The organism is Rhizosphaericola mali (assembly GCF_004337365.2).
Classification (GTDB): domain Bacteria; phylum Bacteroidota; class Bacteroidia; order Chitinophagales; family Chitinophagaceae; genus Rhizosphaericola; species Rhizosphaericola mali.
This window is the reverse complement of the sequence record NZ_CP044016.1, coordinates 345864-367511: the sequence shown is the minus strand read 5'-3', so window position 1 is coordinate 367511 and position 21648 is coordinate 345864. Positions and strand designations below refer to the sequence as shown.

General features: G+C 33.8%; 17 protein-coding genes. 10 read left to right on the top strand and 7 right to left on the bottom strand.

The annotated features are described in order from the left end of the window. Nucleotides 1–19: 19 nt before the first annotated feature. On the bottom strand, nucleotides 20–1003 hold the full coding sequence (locus E0W69_RS01510) for an aldo/keto reductase (protein ID WP_131328267.1): 984 nt from the start codon (nucleotides 1001–1003) through the stop codon (nucleotides 20–22). Between the two features lie 270 nt (nucleotides 1004–1273). Between E0W69_RS01510 and E0W69_RS01505 the strand changes: the two genes are divergently transcribed. From E0W69_RS01505 to E0W69_RS01470, 8 genes are all read left to right on the top strand, one after another. Then, nucleotides 1274–1837, top strand: coding sequence for a nuclear transport factor 2 family protein (locus E0W69_RS01505; protein WP_131328266.1), 564 nt, complete (start codon nucleotides 1274–1276; stop codon nucleotides 1835–1837). Between the two features lie 161 nt (nucleotides 1838–1998). Continuing rightward, a complete protein-coding gene (locus E0W69_RS01500; protein WP_131328265.1) occupies nucleotides 1999–2310 on the top strand; it encodes a hypothetical protein in 312 nt (103 codons plus the stop codon). Between the two features lie 12 nt (nucleotides 2311–2322). Next, on the top strand, nucleotides 2323–4863 hold the full coding sequence (locus E0W69_RS01495; RefSeq protein WP_131328264.1) for an Hsp70 family protein: 2541 nt from the start codon (nucleotides 2323–2325) through the stop codon (nucleotides 4861–4863). 69 nt (nucleotides 4864–4932) lie between these two features. Then, a complete protein-coding gene (locus E0W69_RS01490) occupies nucleotides 4933–6312 on the top strand; it encodes a hypothetical protein (protein WP_131328263.1) in 1380 nt (459 codons plus the stop codon). Between the two features lie 4 nt (nucleotides 6313–6316). Then, nucleotides 6317–7339 (top strand): hypothetical protein, encoded by a 1023-nt coding sequence (locus tag E0W69_RS01485; RefSeq protein WP_131328262.1) that lies wholly within the window; start codon nucleotides 6317–6319, stop codon nucleotides 7337–7339. Nucleotides 7340–7506: 167 nt separating this feature from the next. After that, nucleotides 7507–7857: a hypothetical protein gene (locus E0W69_RS01480; protein ID WP_131328261.1), complete on the top strand. Its 351-nt coding sequence runs from the start codon at nucleotides 7507–7509 to the stop codon at nucleotides 7855–7857. A 271-nt stretch (nucleotides 7858–8128) separates the two neighbouring features. Then, a complete protein-coding gene (gene fusA / locus E0W69_RS01475) occupies nucleotides 8129–10285 on the top strand; it encodes an elongation factor G (RefSeq protein ID WP_131328260.1) in 2157 nt (718 codons plus the stop codon). Between the two features lie 108 nt (nucleotides 10286–10393). Further along, nucleotides 10394–11350 (top strand): ion channel, encoded by a 957-nt coding sequence (locus tag E0W69_RS01470; protein WP_131328259.1) that lies wholly within the window; start codon nucleotides 10394–10396, stop codon nucleotides 11348–11350. Between the two features lie 144 nt (nucleotides 11351–11494). Here E0W69_RS01470 and pckA read toward each other — a convergent pair whose 3' ends face one another. The 3 genes from pckA to aceB all read right to left on the bottom strand — a co-directional run bounded on the left by pckA (nucleotide 11495) and on the right by aceB (nucleotide 16108). After that, nucleotides 11495–13117, bottom strand: a complete 1623-nt coding sequence (gene pckA / locus E0W69_RS01465) for a phosphoenolpyruvate carboxykinase (ATP) (protein WP_131328258.1) — start codon at nucleotides 13115–13117, stop codon at nucleotides 11495–11497. Nucleotides 13118–13199: 82 nt separating this feature from the next. Then, a complete protein-coding gene (gene aceA, locus E0W69_RS01460) occupies nucleotides 13200–14477 on the bottom strand; it encodes an isocitrate lyase (protein WP_131328257.1) in 1278 nt (425 codons plus the stop codon). Nucleotides 14478–14503: 26 nt separating this feature from the next. Continuing rightward, complete coding sequence (gene aceB, locus E0W69_RS01455) at nucleotides 14504–16108, bottom strand: malate synthase A (RefSeq protein WP_131328256.1); 1605 nt, start codon at nucleotides 16106–16108, stop codon at nucleotides 14504–14506. Between the two features lie 122 nt (nucleotides 16109–16230). Between aceB and E0W69_RS01450 the strand changes: the two genes are divergently transcribed. Continuing rightward, nucleotides 16231–17718, top strand: coding sequence for an XRE family transcriptional regulator (locus E0W69_RS01450; protein WP_131328255.1), 1488 nt, complete (start codon nucleotides 16231–16233; stop codon nucleotides 17716–17718). 233 nt (nucleotides 17719–17951) lie between these two features. Beyond that, a complete protein-coding gene (locus E0W69_RS01445) occupies nucleotides 17952–19181 on the top strand; it encodes a tyrosine-type recombinase/integrase (protein WP_131328254.1) in 1230 nt (409 codons plus the stop codon). A gap of 194 nt (nucleotides 19182–19375) precedes the next feature. On the opposite strand, the gene E0W69_RS01440 is transcribed toward E0W69_RS01445, so the two are convergent. The 3 genes from E0W69_RS01440 to E0W69_RS01430 all read right to left on the bottom strand — a co-directional run bounded on the left by E0W69_RS01440 (nucleotide 19376) and on the right by E0W69_RS01430 (nucleotide 21514). Continuing rightward, complete coding sequence (locus E0W69_RS01440) at nucleotides 19376–20116, bottom strand: hypothetical protein (protein ID WP_131328253.1); 741 nt, start codon at nucleotides 20114–20116, stop codon at nucleotides 19376–19378. Nucleotides 20117–20354: 238 nt separating this feature from the next. After that, nucleotides 20355–20981, bottom strand: coding sequence for a hypothetical protein (locus tag E0W69_RS01435; protein ID WP_131328252.1), 627 nt, complete (start codon nucleotides 20979–20981; stop codon nucleotides 20355–20357). 191 nt (nucleotides 20982–21172) lie between these two features. Continuing rightward, the gene (locus E0W69_RS01430) at nucleotides 21173–21514 is read right to left on the bottom strand and encodes a hypothetical protein (RefSeq protein ID WP_131328251.1); all 342 of its coding nucleotides are present in this window, start codon (nucleotides 21512–21514) and stop codon (nucleotides 21173–21175) included. Between the last annotated feature and the right edge of the window lie 134 nt (nucleotides 21515–21648).

The window sequence follows — 21648 nt, the reverse complement described above, 5'->3', positions numbered from 1 at the left end:
ATAAAGAATATTATTACATCTATTTACTCAAAATAGTTTCAATAGCTTCTAACTCCTCTTTATCAAATTCTAAATGTATCAAACTATGAAGAGAATCCAAAAGTTGCATTTTATTCCTTGCACCAACCAATATAGATGTAACTCTTTCATCTTTTAATAACCAAGCGATAGACATTTGAGCTAGTGTTTGATTTCTATTTTCAGCTATATTATTTAGCATTTTAATTTTATCCAAAATATCCTGTGTAATATTCTCTTCTTTTAAAAATATCCCTTTAGCAGCACGAGAATCTGACGGAATTCCATTCAAATATTTATTGGTTAATAAGCCTTGAGCCAATGGAGAAAATGCAATGCATCCCACACCAAACTCTTGCAATACATTTAGCAATCCATCTTCGGGTTTTCGTACAAACATGGAATATTTCGGTTGATGGATCACACAAGGCGTACCTAATTTTTTCAAATATTCAAATGCAACAGCCGCTTCTAATGGTCCATAATTGGACAATCCTACGTACAATGCTTTTCCTTGACGTACGATTAAATCTAATACCGTCATCGTCTCTTCTATTGGTGTATTTGGATCGGGACGATGGTGATAAAAAATATCGACATAGTCTAAGCCCATTCTTTTTAAACTCTGATCCAAACTGGCAACTAGATACTTTTTACTTCCCCAATCTCCGTAAGGTCCAGGCCACATCGTATATCCAGCCTTCGTAGAAATAATCAACTCATCTCTATGATCGACAAAGTCTTTATGTAAAATTTTACCAAAATTATTTTCTGCAGATCCTGGAGGCGGTCCGTAATTATTAGCTAAGTCAAAATGCGTAATACCGTTATCAAATGCAGTTATCAATGTTTCTCTAAATACATCATACACATCAACATCTCCGAAATTGTGCCACAAGCCTAAAGAAATCGCAGGCAGTTTCAAACCGCTATTTCCACATTTTCGATACTGCATCTGTGCATAACGCTCCGTATTAAAATTCATGTTTCTTAAAATATGTTTATTAAGAATGTAATTAATGACAAAAAAAGCTCTACGAATATAGGGTATATTTAATTGCAATAAAAGCGAACAATTGTTATTTTTATATACATACGCACACAATCGCTTGTTATAATTTAGATTCTAGGAAAAATCAATCTGTTCTGATAGAATTTCCGAAAATGACAACATTTTTTCATATATATGTTACAACAAATATTGTTATTTATCCAAACTTTGCAGTATCAAATTCAAACATTAAATATTGAAAAAATGAAAAAATTAGTATTCAAAGGATTAGCTATTGCATCTTTTATCGCCGCTTTAAATACCAACGCTCAAGCACAAAAAGAACCCTCTAAAACTGAAATGGTTAAAGAATTAAAAGCGATCACAGCGACCAATGCAATCATCGCAGAAAACTTAAAAACTTTTGATACGCTTGACTTCACTGTATTTAGTAACAGAGATTGGACAAGATTACACGAAAGCCATGCAAAAAATATTTTAGTTCATTTCCCTGATGGTCATACGGAAAAAGGTATCGAACAACATATCAAAACCTTAGACGCGATGTTTGTATATGCGCCAGATACGCGTATCAAGGAACATCCATACCGTCTAGGAAACGGTAATATTACTGCAGTGATGGGATATATGGAAGGTACATTTACCAAACCAATGCCTATCGGTGATGGCAAATTTATCCAACCTACAGGCAAAAAATTCCGTCTTCCAATGGCAACTATTGGCGTGTGGAACAAAGATGGTGTGATGAGTGAAGAATATCTATTCTGGGACAATAAATCATATATGGATCAGATCATGAATAAATAAGTCCGTTTAATTTCCTTTTTAAAAATGCCGCTCTGACAACCCAATAAAGAGCTGCATTTTTATATTTAGGACTATTAAAGTAATATTAAAGCCATTCATATAGACGTATACACCACCTTTCAAAAGATATAAATCCTTATTTTTACCGTAAATAAACATCCATGGATCAGGAAAAAAATCTTTTGAATCAAATATTCGAATTAGAACAGAAACTCGAACAAGAACCTATATTTTCTAAAATTGAGCGTAATCTAAATCGTATGAAATCGATCATTGAAGAGATTGGTTTTATTTCCAAAAATCCAATTAATGAAAAATACACCGACGCAAGAACAGATGTGGAAGCGAGTATTGTGGGCAAAGAAGGCCGACACATGATGATCACTAAAGTCGTAAAACCTATTATTTACAAATTAGAATCTTCCAATCCTTTACTCGTTCAGAAAGGAATTGTTATAGTTGAGTCTATTTAAAATAGAAATTGAATGAAACCTGTAAATTTTGGAATTGATCTTGGAACAACAAATTCACTCATTGCCAAATATGACAATGGAAGTGTAACTATATTTAAAAATCCCATCGGGCACAAGGAAACATTGGCGTCCGTTGTGGCTTTTAGAAAGGATAAAACGCTCATAGGCGATAAAGCACGCGAATATATCAGCAAAGATCCGTTGAATGTTTTTGGCGGATTTAAACGCAAAATGGGCACGGATGATAAATATTACGTAGTCAATCGTGATGAAAATATTACGCCAATTGAATTATCTTCTCTAGTCTTAAAAGAACTCAAAAATTTCATCCATAATGGAGAAAATCCCGAAGCGACAGTAATCACTATACCTGCGTCATTTGATTCCATGCAAAGTAATGCTACGCAAAAAGCAGGACAAGAGGCAGGATTCCAGACAGTTTTTCTTTTGCAAGAGCCAATTGCCGCGAGTTTAGCTTATTTCAACCATTCAACACAGGAGGATAATTCGGGTTATTGGTTGGTGTATGACTTGGGCGGAGGTACTTTTGACGCAGCACTTGTTTCGATCAAAGAAGGCGACATGAGTGTAACAGATCACGAGGGTAATAATTTCTTGGGTGGCGTGGATTTTGATACGGCAATTGTAGAAAAAATCATTGCACCTTATATCGGAAATCAAATCGGAAATGAAGATTTCCTTACACAATTAACAGATCCTAATAGCCCATTAGAAAAACTATACTATATACTTTTACACAAAGCAGAAGAAGCCAAAAAGGATTTATCCTCATACGAAGAAACCGAAGTAGAATGTAGTTTCGAATACAATGGCGAAGAGATTGAATCTATCATCCCAATAAGAAGGAATCAATTCAACGACATCATTGCACCGAATATTGAAGCAACTATAAAAATGATTCGTCAAATATTGGATCGAAATCATTTGGATATAGCACAAATCAATCAATTAATTTTAGTCGGAGGTAGTACTTATATTCCATTTGTAAGGGAATCATTGTCGTCTCAATTGGGTATTAAGGTAAATACAGATGTCGATCCAACTACAGCAGTTGCAGAAGGTGCAGCCTTCTATGCAGCAAATAAGTCATATCAACCTTCCAATAATACAGCACAAGAACTATCGACTACAACGATAGATGATTTGCTGGTAAATATGGAGGATGAAGAAAAAAGTAATATTGAAATTATCTTATCTTATACCAAAACTAGTCGTGAGGACGAAGAAATTTTACTTGCAAAAGTGATAGGCGAATATGATAATTTTTACTATAGAATTATCCGAAAAGATGGTGGTTTTGACTCTGGAATTGCCCCACTAAAATCCAAATTCACCGCATTTTTTCCGCTTATAAAAAATCTCAATAATCAATTTAGTTTTATAGTGCTTGATGAGAACTATAATGAGGTAAATAGTCTCAAACAAGAGTTTGCAATTACGCAAGGGCAATACAATATTCAAGGGCAACCCATCCCGAAAGATGTGTGTATCGAAGTGGATGATGCAGAAAATAAAACGACCAAACTCGAACCCATATTTGAAAAAAATAGTTTGCTTCCGCAAAAGAAAACATTGTACAGAGAAGTCTCTCGTACGATTCAAAAAGGCTCTAGTGAAAGTATCATTATCAATATATTAGAAGGAGATCGTTTTGCTAAACCTGTTTCTAATTTGCCCATTGGCCAGATTGAAATTACGGGTAAAGATTTGAATGCAGACCTATTGAAAGGTTCGGATATTGAGGTAAATCTAATGATGGATGAAAGTCGTCAATTACATTGCAGTATTTATTTAGTCATGACCGATCAGGAATTTAAAAACGTATTTTCTATATCCGAAAAACATATTAATATTTCTCGATTAAAAGAGCAATTTTTTGATTTGGAAAAAGACATTAGAGAATCTATTAAATCCTTTCAATATCAAGCTAATGAAGTGCTTAGCATACAAGCAACAGAACTAAGAAAAGAGCTTGGAAATATCAAAAACGATATTGTTCGCATTCGGGAAAATGATAAAAGCGATAAAAAGTATATTCTCGCAGACACCATCCAAAAAGTGGCAAGCGAATTTGACAAATTAGGAGGAAATGAACGTTTAGAAAATTTGCGTAATGAGTATTTGGAAGCAAAAGATTTCTTTGAAGAGCAAATCGTACAAGTAGATTTCGAAAAAGAAAAATTAAAGGAAAGATTTCACAATTTAGTCCGTAATGAAGATCAACTATTAAAGTCTAGAAACGCTTCCGTACTGACCAATGCAACTCGTAAAATGAATGAATTGGGCTGGGATGCGTTATATAATACTACAAGTTTTTTAATCGGGAAATATAGTCAACTAAAAGGTTATCCCGAAGATTATTACACCAATTATAGTGGCGCTAAAAAAATATTCAAATTAGCAGATGAAGCAATGGATAAGGAGCAATATTTTGCTTTTAGACAACATGTTTACAACTTGACACACCTTATTAAAATGGATAAATCGATGGACTCTAGTTTGGAAAATTTCAAAGGAACTGGTTTAGGATAGATGCAAAATTACATTTCCCCCATTCGCTTTTTTGAATATTGCCAGATAGATTTGGAAAAAATTCCGACCATGGAAATTTCCAAATTAAAAAAGATGGTGCAATTGGAACTTTCCTCTTCCGAGAATGGAATTATTTCTATAGAAAATTGGGATTATAGTCCACAATTTTTTGTAGCGTTATTTGAGGATTCTGATGTTCAGCAAGCTTTAAAGTTTCATCTTTTAATTTGGAATTCTAAAGTTCTACTTGATTTTTTGGAAAAGCAAATATGGGCGGGAGATATACCTTTATTTGATTCAATAAGCGTCAATTCATCTTCATTTAGTGCGTTTATTGCACCTTATTTTACTTTTTCTTTTGCCAAAATTCTTGGAAAATGTTTGTACGAAAAAGATTTTGATCAAGCAACGGTACTTTTGAAATATCAAGATCATATTTCAGATATGGAGTTTGATAACGCTTACCAGAGTGTTAGGATGTTTTTTCTCAAATCAATGCAACTATTCAAAAATATAAGCAAAGACAACTATAAAAAACATATCTCCGATATTACAGTTTGGGCAAATACAAATTGGCCACAATTTTTCAATACGCTTCCTAATTATTTTTCAGTTGAGATAGACGAACTATCACGTAAAATCATCAATTTAACCGTTGAGATTCAAAAAGCAAATAGAGTATTAACAGCTCGTATAAGTATCAAATTAACTCAGCTCAATTTGGAAGAAGGGCTAAAAAAATTGGTATTAAAAAACCACAAGATTTATTTATCCAAAACTCGATTTGTCGAAATAAAATTTCGAGGAAAGAAACGAATTGTTAATAAATACACAGCCTTTTTTATTTTCCTTCTTTGCTTAATTCTGTCAATTTTTATTGCGATAACAATTAATGTTTGGTATCATCAATATAAAAAAGAGCAAGCAGGCAAGATTACCAATGCTTCATTTGAAAAATTTAGAGAAAAAAACAGTCTATTTTCACAGTCCTTTAGTCCGCAAAAAACAGTCTATTATTATCAAAAAGATTCCATTCTATTTGATAGTTTTGATCCTGCTTACTATAATTTTTCAGGTATAAAAAATCAAAAAACAGTCGTAAATATACACAACAAAACATCCTTTAATTTCTATATCTACAAGGGAAATTCAGATAATATAATTCCCCTACCTGCTAACAAAAGTCAAACTTTTACGCTGGATAATAGAATATACGATATATTTATAGTTGTAAAAAATTATAAAGAACTAACGCATAAATATGGAAATAACCAGTCCGATAGTTACCCAAAAATTTATGGGTTACATCCATTCTATACTTTTAAAACTAAAGACAATAGTTTACAATCCAAAGCTGATACTATTTCCCTTGATTTACGATATCAAACAGGAATGATCAGCACAGCAATTAGCAAACCCAAATCCATCGATTTATTCGCAATTTATTAGATTTATGCAGTACATCTCCCCTATTCGATTTTTTAATCATTGTGAAATTCCTATAGAGGAGTTGTCACAACCCGCTATTTTAAAGAAAAGAATTCAAGCCGAATTTGCATTAGAATCAATAGGAATTGTAACTATTGAAGATTTTTCCTACAACAAACAAGATATTTTAACAGAAATAGAACAACCTAATTTTTTGCAGAGATTAGATTTTCATGAAAAAATTTGGCAGGAGCCTGCATTATTACAATTGATCGAAAAAGGAAGAATAGATTTTTCTACATTTCAATCCTTACATAACGTTCAGGTTACATTTGATTTTGTCCGATTTATATCGCCATATATGATTATTCCATTTGATAAGACTATGAAGATTTTGTTATCAAATGGTAATTTTAAAGATGCTACCACTTGGCTTTCAGTTCAGAAATTTATGGAAAAAGAGGACTTGTTTGACGCTTTTCAAAGCTTTACTTTTTTTTGTGAAAAATCCTTTTTTCAATTTCGAAATATTAGTAGAGATAACTATTTATCCAAATTAGAAATCATCGACATTTGGACTAACAAAGACCAAAATTGGGCAACTTTTTTCAATACACTTCCCGAATTCTTGATCGAATATCGAGAAGAAATAAGCCATGGCTTGACTCACTTGATAGTTGAATTACAATTTCCGAATATAAAAAAAGCATTCGCTATTAGTAAAATGCTTACGACTTTAAATGTTTCCCCTACTCAAGAAGAGCTCATTAAAAAAAATAATGAAATCATAAAAAAACATTACAGACAGGAAAACAAACCTGCTATTTTTTCTGATCGTTCAATCAGATTTTGGCTTTTTGGTGGTTTTATTCTTATTAGAGTTATTTATTGGATGGTTCAAAACAATCAAAGTACCAACAGTTATGAAAATAACCGCATGACCTTCCCCACGACACAAACACATAATACAATAGATTCTATATTAGAAAAAGCAAAAACTAAAAATGACTCAACTTTTAATCCTCTAAAATTGGGAAAGGATAAATAATTAAAATAGATATTTTCATTCTTTCATTTGATATTGATGAATAGGTATTATAATCTGAAAAATGAAAGATTAAGAATACATTAATTAAAATTGAGTCACCCATTTACTATACTAAGTGATTTAATTTTGGTCAAGTATGTCATTGCAAAAACCAATAAACCAATTTTATGAAAATTCTAAAATCCTTCTTAAGTATCGTTATTCTCGTCCTTTCACTATCCTTTATCTCAATTAAAAACAACATGAGTGAATATTGCGGTAAATACAAATTTGACCAAAATGGCAAAGTGATCATCTCAGAAGTAAGTGCCAAAAACGATTCTACACTTGAAATTGTTTCTCCTATAGGAGCCATTGAGGTTGTCAATACTGCAAAAGATACATTCGAAGTGCAATCTTATGGAGGCACTGTCATATTTAAAAGAGATGAATCGGATACAATAGATGGCAAAATCATCAAAGCATTGGTCAATATTCCAAATGCTAATTTAGATATTGAAGCTATCAAACAAGATTGACAATTTCAATCCTAATTTTTTTCGTAAAAAAATAAAAATTTATAATTTATTTATTTTATTTTTCAGCAGATTGATTTTCAAGCAAATAGAAAATTATTCAGTTTGTATAAATAATTTATATTTTCATTTATCCACATTTTACTATTTATAGAAAGAATTCATAGATGCTTTATAAATAAAAATATCGAATTAACACAATTTTTATTTACTTTTGCGCCCGAAATTGGGATTGTTTTCCACTTTCATGTAAAAAATAAATATTTTTCGTTTTATGGCGGACTTGAAATTACAACGCAACTTTGGTATTGCCGCACACATCGATGCCGGTAAAACCACTACTACCGAGCGTATCTTGCGCTACACTGGTATGATTCACAAAATCGGTGAAGTACACGACGGTGGTGCTACAACCGACTGGATGGCTCAAGAGAAAGAAAGAGGTATTACCATTACATCTGCAGCGGTTAGCTGTAAATGGCCTTTCCCAACAGTACAAGGTCAAAAAACATCAGATACTAAAGATTACGCTTTTAATATTATCGATACTCCAGGTCACGTAGACTTTACTGTAGAAGTAGAACGTTCTATGCGTGTATTGGATGGTTTGATTGCCTTGTTCTCAGCTGTTGATGGTGTAGAACCACAATCTGAAACTGTATGGCGTCAAGCAAACCGTTACCGTGTACCTCGTATCGGTTTCGTAAATAAAATGGACCGTCAAGGTGCTGATTTCTTGATGGTTGTAAAACAATTGCATGACATGTTAGGTGCCAATGCAGTTCCATTACAATTACCAATCGGTGCAGAAGACAACTTCAAAGGTGTCGTTGACTTGATTAAAAATGTAGGTATCATCTGGGATGATTCTACTGAAGGTATGACCTATACAGAGATCCCTGTACCTGAAGATATGGTAGAGGAAGTAGAAGAATGGAGAGCTAAATTAGTTGAAGCCGTAGCTGAATACGACGAAACTTTGATGGAAAAATTCTTTGAAGATCCTAATTCTATTACAGAAGATGAAATGCACGAAGCTATCCGTAAGGCAGCGATCGACTTAAGCATCATCCCAATGATGTGTGGTTCTTCTTTCAAAAATAAAGGTGTACAAACTGCATTAGACGCGGTATGTCGTTACTTACCTTCTCCAGTAGATGTAGGTGATACTATCGGTGTTAATCCAGATACAGATAAAGAAGAGCGTCGTGCTCCAGATGCAAAAGCGCCATTCTCTGCTTTAGCATTCAAAATCATGACTGATCCATTCGTTGGTCGTTTGGCATTCTTCCGTTGTTATTCTGGACATTTAGATGCGGGTTCTTACGTTAAAAATATGCGTAGTGGCAAAAATGAACGTATCAGCCGTATCATGAAGATGTTCGCGAACAAACAAAATCCTGTTGAATTTATCGAAGCTGGTGATATCGGAGCCGCTGTTGGTTTCAAAGAAATCAAAACTGGTGATACACTTTGTGATGAAAAATTCCCAATCGTATTGGAAAACATGTTCATCCCAGAACCAGTTATCGCGATCGCAATTGAGCCTAAAACTCAAAATGACGTAGATAAAATGGGTATGGCTATTTCCAAATTAGTTGAAGAAGATCCTACTTTACGTGTAAATACAGACGAAGCAACTGGTCAAACCATCCTTCGTGGTATGGGTGAATTGCACTTGGAAATCATTTTGGATCGTATGAAACGCGAATTCAAAGTTGAAGTAAACCAAGGTGCACCACAGGTTGCCTATAAAGAAGCATTCGGTAATACTATTTCTCACCGTGAAACGTTGAAAAAACAAACTGGTGGTCGTGGTAAATTTGCGGATATCCAATTTGAAATCGGACCTGCAGATGCTGAATGGATGAAAGAAAATGAAGGTAAATCTTTCCAATTCGTAAATGATTTATTTGGTGGATCTATCCCTCGTGAATTTGTCCCTGCAATAAGCAAAGGTTTCGAAACAGCAATGAGTACTGGTGTATTAGCTGGTTTCCCTGTTGAAAACATGAAAATCCGTGTATTTGACGGTAGCTTCCACCCTGTTGACTCTGACGCAATGTCTTTCGAATTAGCAGCAAAAGCTGGTTTCCGCCACGCTGGTGCAAAAGCTAAACCTACATTGTTGGAACCAATCATGAAAGTAGAAGTAACTACTCCTGATCAATACATGGGAGATGTTACAGGTGACTTGAACCGTCGTCGTGGTATGATGGAAGGTATGGATAGCCGTAACAATGCACAAGTTATCAAAGCTAAAGTTCCATTGAGTGAAATGTTTGGATATGTAACTCAATTACGTTCTTTATCTTCTGGTCGTGCATCTTCTACAATGGAATTCTCTCATTACACTCCAGCTCCTAATAATATTGCTGAAGAAGTAATGGCGAAAAACAAAGGAAAAGTAAAAGACGAAGACGAAGATTAATATCTTCCGAATCTCAAATATTGAAAACCTCGCTATATAATATAGCGAGGTTTTTTGTTTGTATAAAACAGCTACTTTTGTATTCTAAAATTATTTCAAAAACCATCTATGCCTTCCTTTCTCAATCACAAACACAGACTCAAAACCAATGATGATACCGGCTTTAGTAATAAAGTAGAAGATTTTGGAGGTAGATTTATCAATAAGGATGGTAGTTTCAATATAGTCAAACAAGGAGTTCCTATTTGGCAACGTTGGAGTATTTATAATTGGCTTTTGAGTATGTCTACTTGGCAATTTATTTTTACACTCTTACTGTTTTACTTTACTATAAATATAGTTTACACGTCACTCTATCTTTTCTTTGGAATGAATAGCTTACAAGGGATCATTGCAAAATCTTGTTGGGGTAGAATTGCAGAAGTATTTTATTTTAGTACTGAAACATTTACTACGGTTGGTTATGGGAGAGTTAACCCCGTCGGGCATGCAGCCAATATTATCTCTTCCTTAGAAGCTGCTTCAGGATTCGCATCTTTTGCGGTTGCAACAGGTGTTATGTATGGAAGATTTTCCAGACCTAAAGCACATATTTCTTTTAGCCATAATGCAGTTATCGCACCATATCGTGGAGGACATGGGTTAATGTTTCGAATTGTATCTTTTAAAAATAAGCATGCGCTAACGAATGTTTCGATAAGAGTTACTGCAAGTTTATTGGTACATGAAAATGGTAAAAACAACTATAAATTTTACGAATTAGAACTGGAAAGAAAACATATTGATAATCTTGTAATGAATTGGACGATTGTACATCCCATTGACGATAATAGCCCGCTAATACATTTATCGACAGAAGAAATGAAACAGGCAGACTTAGAAATTTATGTTTCGATCAATGGTTTTGATGACGTATACGCCAATAATGTAATGAAAAGAACGTCCTATATTACAGACGAAATTATTCCTAATGCGAAATTTGTTCCCATGTTCCATGAGAGTGAAGATGGAAAAACTACAATTTTGGATTTGGAAAAACTAAACACATTCAAGGAGCTATCATAAAATACGGAGTATTAATTACTCCGCATGTAGTTTAAATTTTGATTCAGGTAAACTATAATAGTTCAATTAAGAAAAAGTTAAATAGTATTTATTCACAAAAAATTTATTTGCTTTTCGTATCGATATTAATTGTTTGAGTAGATTTTAAGAAGCATTTGCCAGTCTCACAGTTATAGGAGAGGCATTTATAATATCGGCATTCGCTTCTTTTCTATAAGGTTCGAAATTTTTCACAAATTTCTGTGCTAATTCTATCGCCGCATTATCATAGGCTTCTGGGCAATCCCATTGAATTCTAGGATTTAATACTTCATTAGGAACATTAGGACATTTTAGAGGAATTTGAAATCCAAACACCGAATGTGTATTGTAGCCACCTTGATGAATAGTTCCATCAATTGCACTTTTAATTAGCTGGCGAGAATATGCTAGTTTAATCCTATTACCAACTCCATAAGGCCCTCCAACCCATCCCGTATTTACCATCCAAACATTTATTTTCTCATTTTTACTCAGTTTTTCACCTAATAAATTGGCATAAATGACTGGATTTAAGGGTAAAAATACGTTTCCAAAACAAGCAGAAAATGTAGAAACAGGATGCGCGATTCCCACTTCAGTACCAGCCACTTTTGCAGTATAACCACTCAAAAAATAATACATTGCTTGTTCTTTATTCAGTTTTACAATGGGAGGTAATACCCCAAATGCGTCACAAGAAAGAAAGAAAATATTGGTCGGTTCATTGCCATGCGATGGTGATTTTATTTTTTCCAAATAATCAATTGGGTAGGCAACTCGAGTATTTTCCGTAATGGAACTATCAGAATAATTTAATTGATTGGAATCTTGATAAAACGTAGTGTTCTCTACTAATGCACCGTGCTTGATAGCATTATAGATTTGCGGCTCATGTTCTTGTGTGAGATTGATACATTTTGCATAACAGCCTCCTTCAAAATTAAATATTGAACCCTCCGCCCAGCCATGCTCATCATCTCCAATAAGAGAGCGCTCAGGATCTGTACTTAGTGTCGTTTTCCCCGTTCCACTCAGACCAAAGAACAAAGCAACGTCTCCATTTGTCCCCTCATTCGCGGCGCAGTGCATTGGCAGCACTTTATCGTAATGAGGAAGAGACATATTTAAAACACTAAAAATTCCTTTTTTCATTTCACCAGTATAAGCACTTCCCCCTATTAGAATAATCTTTCTGGTGAAATTAACTATTGTAAAATTTTCATTCCTTGTTCCATCAATACTGGGCTCAGCCAAAAACGAAGGCACTTGTAATATCAGCCAATCCGCATCGAAATTAGTGATAGCTTGATCTTCGGGACGTATGAATAATTGTTTGCAAAAAAGATTAGCCCAAGGAGTTTCATTGACAACTAGAATATTTAATTTATAGCGCTCGTCCGCGCAAGCTTTTACACCTCTCACCCAAATTTCTTGATCTTTAATATGTAAACAAACTGTATTATACAAACTATCAAATAACAATGGCGATATAGGATTATTTATCTGCCCCCAATCAACTAAATGTTCCGTTATTTCATCTTTGACTATAAATTTATCACGCGGAGATCTTCCTGTAAATTTACCCGTATTGACACATAGTGCACCAGTATCATTGAGTTTACCTTGTCCTAATTCCAGCGTCCTACTTACTAAATCTTCTGTAGTCAAATTCCAATTGACAATGGATGGTTTAATACCATATTTACTCAAATCAATATTTTTATGTTTCACACCTAATTCTACCATAGTATATAATTTTGAGTTTAAAAAATAGATTTACAAAAGAAGGAGAGCCTTGCATTAAGACAAGGCCCTAGTTTATTTAAGGTTAGGCAAATTGTGCTGTTTCGGTACTATCTTTCATTGCGACCGTAGAAGCCTTACCTTGTTGAACTATATTTTGAACGCAATCAAAGTAGCCAGTACCTACAAAACTTTGATGTTTCACCGCTCTAAAACCTTTATCCTGAAGTCCAAATTCACGTTCTTGTAATTCGGAGAACCCCGCCATTCCTCTTTGTTTGTATGCATGTGCCAATTCAAACATGGAAGTATTTAATGCGTGGAAGCCAGCCAAAGTGATGAATTGGAATCTAAAACCTAATTCGCCCAATTTTTCTCGGAATTCCTGCATCTCATTTTCGGATAAATGTTTTTTCCAATTGAAAGAAGGAGAGCAATTATAAGCCAACATTTTTCTAGGAAATTTTTCATGAATACCTTGTGCAAATTCTTTTGCCAATCCCAAATCTGGTTTCGAAGTCTCCATCCATAATAAATCTGCATAAGGGGCATAAGCACGACCACGATCAATACATAAATCAATACCGTTCTTAACATAGTAGAAGCCTTCATTAGCACGATCTCCTGTCAAAAATTTATAATCTCTAGGATCAATATCCGAAGTCAATAAATTCGCAGCTTCAGCATCTGTTCTAGCAATTAACACCGTAGGTACATTCATTACGTCAGCAGCTAATCTAGCAGCAACCAATTTATCAATGGCTTCTTTTGTTGGTACTAATACTTTTCCACCCAAATGACCACATTTCTTTGCAGAAGAAAGCTGATCTTCGAAATGTACACCAGCAGCACCAGCCTCAATCATACCTTTCATCAACTCAAATGCATTCAAATTACCACCAAAGCCAGCCTCTGCATCTGCAATTATAGGCGCCATCCAATCTTTTGCATTGTCTCCATTTACAGAGTCAATTTGCTCGCAACGCAATAGTGCGTTATTAATTTTTTTCACTACTTCGGGTACTGAATTCGCAGGATACAAAGATTGATCAGGATACATTTGTCCGGCAATATTAGCATCAGCCGCCACTTGCCATCCGCTTAGGTAAATAGCTTGTAACCCTGCGGCGATATCTTGTACTGCTTGATTTCCTGTTAATGCACCGAGAGCCGTTGTAGTACTTTGTGTAGTTACATAATTCCATAGTTTCTCTGCACCCTGACGTGCCAAACTATACTCAATATTTACTTTACCTCTTAATTTCAAAACATCTAATGGACTGTATGGTCTCTCGATACCGTTCCAACGTGGATTCATATCCCAGTCTTGGGCTATTTGATCAATAGTTGTAAGATTACTCATAAAAATAAATTGTAGTTTGATTAAAATTATTGAATGGATTTGTAAGCATCTGTAGTGAAAAACTCTTGAAAATCTGATATCAATACCAATTCATCAAAAATAGAAATGGCATTTTTAAATTTTCCATGAATAAATTTCTCATCTCCGACGAGTAAATGTATTTTTTCTAGTTCTTCCATTTTTATAGTTTCATATAAAGATCTGTCGATGGTCCTTCCATCGTCTAATTTGGCTTTATTCTGAACCCATTGCCACACCTGAGTTCTAGATATCTCAGCGGTCGCCGCATCTTCCATAAGATGATAGATTGCAGCAGCACCATTTCCACGCAACCAACTTTCTATATAAAGGATTCCTACGTTGATATTTAAGCGAAGCCCAGCTTCTGTAATTTTTCCTTTAGGTAAAGCCAATAATTCCGAAGCTGAGGTTGTAAACTCTTCTCTTTTTTTGTTTAATTGATTTGGTTGCGGCATATTATCATCAAAAATATCCATAGCTATTTTTACCAGCCCAGGATGCGCCACCCAGGTACCATCATGCCCATCCGTCACTTCTCTTAGCTTATCTGCCTTTACTTTTTCCATAGCATTATAGTTCGCAACATCATCATTTTTTATTGGAATCTGAGCAGCCATACCTCCAATTGCATGGGCATTACGCTTATGACAAGTTTGGATAACTAATTGTGTATAAGCACGCATAAAAGGAACTGTCATAGTTATCTGAGAGCGATCTGGAAACAAATAATTGGGTATATTTTTAAACTTTTTAATAAAAGAAAATATATAGTCCCAACGTCCACAGTTCAATCCTGCGGCATGCTCTTTTAATTCAAACAAAATTTCATGTAGTTGAAATACAGCTGTAATAGTTTCGATCAAGACGGTCGCTCTTATAGTTCCTTTAGGCACAGAAAAATATTCCTCTGCAAAGTCGAAAACTTTATTCCAAAGTCTTGTTTCTTTGTAACTTTCTGTCTTAGGCAAATACATATACACACCAGATCCTTTCTCCAAAAGAGCTTTCACATTATGGAAAAAATAAAGTCCAAAATCAAATAGTGATCCACTCATATTCTCACCATCTATTTGAAAATGTTTTTCCTCCATGTGCCAGCCTCTAGCACGAACTAATAAGACCGCTACCTCTTTATTCAAACTATATTTTTTAGCTCCTAAGTCTAAAGAAATAGTACCTCGTATGGCATCCATCAAATTGATTTGGCCTTGAATCATATTTTCCCAATTGGGCGTATTACTGTCTTCAAAGTCCGCCATGAAAGTTTTGGCGCCCGAGTTTAACGCATTGATAATCATTTTGCGCTCTACTGGACCAGTAATCTCTACTCTACGATCTTGAAGATCGGCAGGAACGGGACTGATTACCCAGTCACTATTGCGTACGTTCTCTGTCTCTGGCAAAAAATCGGGCAATTTACCTTTATCCAAATCCTTTTGTCCCTGCGCTCTTTCTTGTAATAGCACTTGACGCTCTTTTCCGAAATTGGAATGTAACACAGACAAAAATTCAATGGCTTCAGCAGTGAGCACTTGCTCTACTCCTTGTATTTCGGGAAAAGAAATCGAATCCTTTCCCACCTCTAATGTGTAGGTAGTTGGAATTGGCATATCGTTATTTTTTACCAAAATTATAAAAATTATCCATTTAGCGAAATTTTCTCTATTTTATTTTTTTTCTTTTTTAGATGAATTTTGGAAAATAGATGAAAAAATAAGATTTTTGTTTAGCTATGATTACTGAAAATGAAAGTGTTAGGTTAATATTTGGGTTAAAGCTGAGAAGTCTAAGATTACAAAAAAATCTTTCGTATCAGCAGCTCTCTGAAGAGAGTAAAATCACGATTTCCTATTTACATGATATTGAAAATGGAAAAAAATATCCCAAAGCAGATAAAATATTGACACTTGCAAAAGCACTTGGAGTAGATTATGATTATCTAGTTTCCCTTTCTGGAGACAAAAAAATTCAGCCTTTAATTGATATTATTAGTTCGGAATTTATTAATGTCATTCCATGGGAGCATTTTGGTATCGCACCTGCAACCTTATTGGAAATTTTTACAAATACCCCCGATAAGGTTACGGCATTCATCACAACTTTAGTGAAAATATCCAGAGCATTTCACCTTACAAAAGACAATTTTTACTTTACGGCGTTGCAATCTTTTCAAGATTTGCATTATAATTATTTTGAAAAATTTGAAAATGCGGCGAATAGATGGAGAGAAGAATCCAAATTATCGGATGCGATTCCAATAACAACCGAGAAGTTAGAATCTATTTTACAAAAAAATTATAGTATTCAAATTGACAGAAAAAAAATGGGACATAGTGCCGTTTTAAATCGCCTACGCTCCTATTATAGTCCGACCAAAAAGACATTTTACATCAATAAGCATCTTACCAATGCGCAGGAAAATTTTCTCTTAGCTAGGGAAATTGCTTTTCAATATTTAGAGCTAAATCCTCGTCCGCTAGAGACAATTGTGCAACATTCCAAATCATTTGATTTATTGTTAAATAACCTATTTGCTTCTTATTTTGCTGCGGCGATATTAATTCCAGAAGGAAGTATTGCGGAAGATTTTAAACAAATATCCTCCACTTCCACATGGAATGGACAGGCTTGGTTAGATATTTTGGATAAATATAATATCACCACCGAAATGTTTATCCAAAGATTGACGAGTATATTGCCACATCACTTTGGTATCAATCAACTTTTCTTTTTGAGAATGTATGGTTCGGATAAAAATGGTTTTGATATTAGTAAAGAACTACATTTATCCCAATTACACAATCCGCATGCGAATCTGGTAAACGAGCATTATTGTAGAAGATGGGGCGCGATTACAGCTATACAAAATCAGCAAGCATTACCAGAAAAGAAAAAATATAAGGATCTACATATCGATATTCAAATATCACATTATTGGCAGACGCAAAATCGATATTTATGTATTACGATCTCCAAACCTCCGATCGATAAAAAATCTGAGAATTCTGGAAGTGTCACTTTGGGATTATTGATTGACGGTAATCTAATGAAATTGATGAACTTTTTAAATGATCCCAATATCATTAACAAAACCGTTCATACAACTTGTGAACGTTGCTCTATCGCCGACTGTAAGGAACGTGTAAGCGAACCTATTCAAATACAGAAATATGCGAAAGAATTGGAAATTAAAAAAGCAATTGAGAGTTTGGATAAATAAAAAAGAGTTACAATTTTGTAACTCTTTTCAGCTCCCCCTGTTGGACTTGAACCAACGACCCTCTGATTAACAGTCTCAAAAAATATAGTTTTAGTTATTTTTAATTATTTATAGTTAGTTCACAGAAGCCTTGTCCCTATTGGTCTGTAGCAATTTTAGTTTTTACTTTGTTTTATAGATACAAAATTTAATTATCAATTACATGTATCAAATCATGTATCAAATTTAGAACTATGAAACAAGCTTTTCCTGTTATTACTATTATCCCGGATAAAAGAAGATCCAAAGAAAATACCTTATTCCCCCTAAAGCTAAGAATAACTTTTAAAGGAGAAAGAAAATATTACTCCACAGGATTTAATGCAAGTTTGGCTGATTGGGAAACCATGGAAACAAAAAATGTTAGAGGCTCCTTAAAAAACATATATCACTCTATAAATGATATAAAAATCCGAGCACAGCTATGCTGTAATTCGTTATCTAGCTTCTCTTTTCAGGCATTTGAGACTGCATTTTTCCCAAAATCTATTCCTACAACCACAGTTCAAATTGCATTTGATCAATATATCAGTAAACTCAAACAAAATGAGCAAATAGGCAGTTCCCATTCTTACAGAAACGCTTGTATTTCCTTGCATAAATTTAAGCCCAACTTAAAATTTAAACATATAACTGTTGAATTCCTTAAAAATTATGAACATTGGTTTTTACAAAGAGGTAATTCCATTACAACTGTAGGTATTTACCTAAGATCCTTAAGAGCCATTATAAATGTTGCTATTGAAAATGGAGTAATGGAACATGCGGATTACCCTTTTGGGAGCCGTAAATACTCCATACCAATGGGACGAAACATTAAAAAAGCACTATCTCTCGAAGAAATAGGTAAGATTTATAACTGCGAACTAGATCCTTATAGCGTTGATGAAATGAGTAGAGATTATTGGATATTCATTTATCTATGTAATGGTCTAAATGTTAAAGACATGTGTCTTTTGAAATATAAAGATATCCAAGGAGATTTTATCGTGTTTCAAAGAGCTAAAACTATTGCTACTCGAAGAATTCAAAGTGAACCTATTAAAATTGCCATTAAAGACGATATTCGAAAGATAATTTCCAAATGGGGACAAAAGCCTATACACTCAGAAAGTTATATTTTCCCATGTTTAAAAATTGGAATGTCATTGGAAGAACAAAGACTTAAAATCCAACTTCTCATACATCTCGTAAATGAGCATATGAAAAAAATCTCCCATAATTTAGGCATTAATAAACCTGTGACGACATATTATGCAAGACATAGTTTTGCAACTATATTAAAGAATAGCGGCGTATCAACAGAATTTATAAGCGAAGCTTTGGGACATAGTTCCTTAAAAACCACAAAGAATTATTTGGCGGGGTTTGAAAATGATGCTATCCAAAAAAACACGGATTTATTGTTACAATTTAAATTATAGAATTTAACATCTACAACAATTGTAATGTTAATAAAAATGCATAAAATTTGTAATCCCAATTATTAAAAGCATTACTTTTTCTCTTAATATAAAATTTGAAAAGACCAAAAACTTACCGGTTTCACCCCCCAAGGAGATTCATTTATAACTCTTCGCTCAAAGCGAAATTCTAGATATTGACTGATTGTTTCTTTTCAGTAAATTATTCCTTTTCCAAGTGTCAAACAAAAAGCTAAGTAAACTATAAGAACTATCAAACCGAAATAATAATTTAGTCTGAATTTTTCATTAGAATCATTTCTAAATTTTAATAAAAAGATTGGTAACGAGCCAGCCATTTCAAGTAAACCTTCCAATCCCGAATTTAGCCTGTCAGATTGAAAAAAAAGCCCGGCCACAAAAGCAGCAACAAAGGCAAATAAGAATGAATAAAAAATATTTTTCGTTGTTAAAGCCGCAATTTGTTGTTCGCTATTATTAATCCTTAAATAAAAACTCAAAGCTCTTAGAATTATAGTGTAAAATAAAATCCCTGTTGTAATTAATGAAATTCTTGAGTAAGGTTCGCTTATTATTTCCTTTATTGCATAAGTCCAATCACCTGTTTTACTAATTGCAGAGTGCAAAATTGTCCCTGAAAACCAAAATAAGTTATAAGCGGTTACTTGAAAGAAAAATAATTTAGCAAAAGATGTTCTTGTTAGAATATAAAATGTCAAAATACCAAAGATTAAATTAGCTGTCGGCCCACCAATGTCTACTAATATATTTCCAGGTCGACTTTTAAAATAAACACTTGTCAATAGTTCAATTTTGTTTCTAAAAATTAAACATGTCCCTCCATGCCCTATAACTTCGTGTATGATATCTGCAATAACGTAAGCCAAAATTCCAGTTGTCGCCAAATAAAACATTTTTTTGCTTTGGTCATTCATTTCTTGTAAATATAATTTCAATTTGTTGAAGGTGTTGAGCATTGTGCAAATCTTCCAGCCAATATTTTCGGGCTGGACAGGTTGTTACGAAACTCGCTATTACTCGGTTCAAATTAAAAACAAAGGTCATGTATTAATAGTGCGATTGAGCCAAAATTCTTTTTCCCGTCACATATAGTCAAACTCTTGTTGAGAAAGTAAGCTTATTGGTCTTATTAAAGGAAAATTGATTATCAAATTACTCAGACGTTTTTGCTTCAACAATCTTCAAAGTCAAGTCTCTAAATGTTTTTACACCACCAGTTGGATATGTGTATCTGTCGTTATCAAAAATGTTTATATAATTCCAAAACCCTCTTTTTTTGAGTTTTGGCTTGAATGAATCAAATACTTTTTTCCCCTTGGACAAGAATGTAGTTTCTGTAATAATTTCTCCTAGATACTTTTCTATATAAGGAGATATTTCGCTAGATGGTGCAATATCGTTGGTGTCAATATTCCTTTGACTTAAATTATTTTTTAGTGCTTTAAAAACGGCAGCAGATAAGCATTCTTTTCCGAATAGTTTTACTGGCTCTATCGCTCCTTTTTTACTTTTTTTGCCTATGAAATTACAGACATCTTGAAGCGTTCTTTTATAAGATGGTTTCAAAACAGAACGCCATTCTTCGTCTGTAGCATTCATTTCAAATTCATCATCTAATGCTTTGGCTAAACCATGCCATGGTAATAAATCACAAGCGTCTCTCCAATCGTCAACTGTCGAATACATACTCAATATAATAGTTTCATCAGCTTCTGGATCGAGCGGACTTACTAATCTGTGCCGTTCAATAAAAATTTGCAATATTTCTTCTGGAGTCATTGTAATTATTTTGTTTCTAGGAATACTGCGTACAACTATTCTTTGGCTTAAGATTTTTGACCAAAAGAGTCATTACTCAGTTCAAATTTAGTACAAAAGTTCAATAATGATATTCAGTTGAGCCGATATTCTTTCGCCCGTCACAAATCGTCAAACTCATATTAGCTGCGGTGTTTATATTATATTTGGTCTTAGTGATATTTTTCCAATAAAATCAAAGTTGCTCCACGTTCGTCAATCCATTCACTTGCTATATATGCAATGTTTTCCGGAAAATCTTCTAATTGTATGCAATTTGAGTTTTCAACTATTTGACTTTTTACTTTTTTCCAGACATTAAAACATTCTGCTAAATCTATCCATTCTATTTTTCTTCCAACATCGGCAATTGCAAATACAATTGGTTGAACTTTAATTATAGATTGAATATCTTTTTTGTTTAGAATTCTAATTCTTTGGGATCCAATTTCGTATTTCTCATTCCATAGCTTTTCGAGCGGAATTTCGGTAACAATTTTATGCGAAAATTTCAAAACAATGGCTATTTACTATTATAAAATTCACCTCAGTATTTTGTCAATTTTAACTAAGACGTTCAAATTTCTTCATCGCAGCTAACGGTTCGCGGCTTGGCGCAGGAGCGGAAAAGAAAGTACAAAAGTTCAAT

Excerpts from the sequence above, each read along its gene's own strand:
- E0W69_RS01510 (WP_131328267.1), bottom strand. The coding sequence starts at position 1,003 with ATGAATTTTAATACGGAGCGTTATGCACAGATGCAGTATCGAAAATGT.
- E0W69_RS01505 (WP_131328266.1), top strand. The coding sequence starts at position 1,274 with ATGAAAAAATTAGTATTCAAAGGATTAGCTATTGCATCTTTTATCGCC.
- E0W69_RS01500 (WP_131328265.1), top strand. The coding sequence starts at position 1,999 with ATGGATCAGGAAAAAAATCTTTTGAATCAAATATTCGAATTAGAACAG.
- E0W69_RS01495 (WP_131328264.1), top strand. The coding sequence starts at position 2,323 with ATGAAACCTGTAAATTTTGGAATTGATCTTGGAACAACAAATTCACTC.
- E0W69_RS01490 (WP_131328263.1), top strand. The coding sequence starts at position 4,933 with ATGGAAATTTCCAAATTAAAAAAGATGGTGCAATTGGAACTTTCCTCT.
- E0W69_RS01485 (WP_131328262.1), top strand. The coding sequence starts at position 6,317 with ATGCAGTACATCTCCCCTATTCGATTTTTTAATCATTGTGAAATTCCT.
- E0W69_RS01480 (WP_131328261.1), top strand. The coding sequence starts at position 7,507 with ATGAAAATTCTAAAATCCTTCTTAAGTATCGTTATTCTCGTCCTTTCA.
- fusA (WP_131328260.1), top strand. The coding sequence starts at position 8,129 with ATGGCGGACTTGAAATTACAACGCAACTTTGGTATTGCCGCACACATC.
- E0W69_RS01470 (WP_131328259.1), top strand. The coding sequence starts at position 10,394 with ATGCCTTCCTTTCTCAATCACAAACACAGACTCAAAACCAATGATGAT.
- pckA (WP_131328258.1), bottom strand. The coding sequence starts at position 13,117 with ATGGTAGAATTAGGTGTGAAACATAAAAATATTGATTTGAGTAAATAT.
- aceA (WP_131328257.1), bottom strand. The coding sequence starts at position 14,477 with ATGAGTAATCTTACAACTATTGATCAAATAGCCCAAGACTGGGATATG.
- aceB (WP_131328256.1), bottom strand. The coding sequence starts at position 16,108 with ATGCCAATTCCAACTACCTACACATTAGAGGTGGGAAAGGATTCGATT.
- E0W69_RS01450 (WP_131328255.1), top strand. The coding sequence starts at position 16,231 with ATGATTACTGAAAATGAAAGTGTTAGGTTAATATTTGGGTTAAAGCTG.
- E0W69_RS01445 (WP_131328254.1), top strand. The coding sequence starts at position 17,952 with ATGAAACAAGCTTTTCCTGTTATTACTATTATCCCGGATAAAAGAAGA.
- E0W69_RS01440 (WP_131328253.1), bottom strand. The coding sequence starts at position 20,116 with ATGAATGACCAAAGCAAAAAAATGTTTTATTTGGCGACAACTGGAATT.
- E0W69_RS01435 (WP_131328252.1), bottom strand. The coding sequence starts at position 20,981 with ATGACTCCAGAAGAAATATTGCAAATTTTTATTGAACGGCACAGATTA.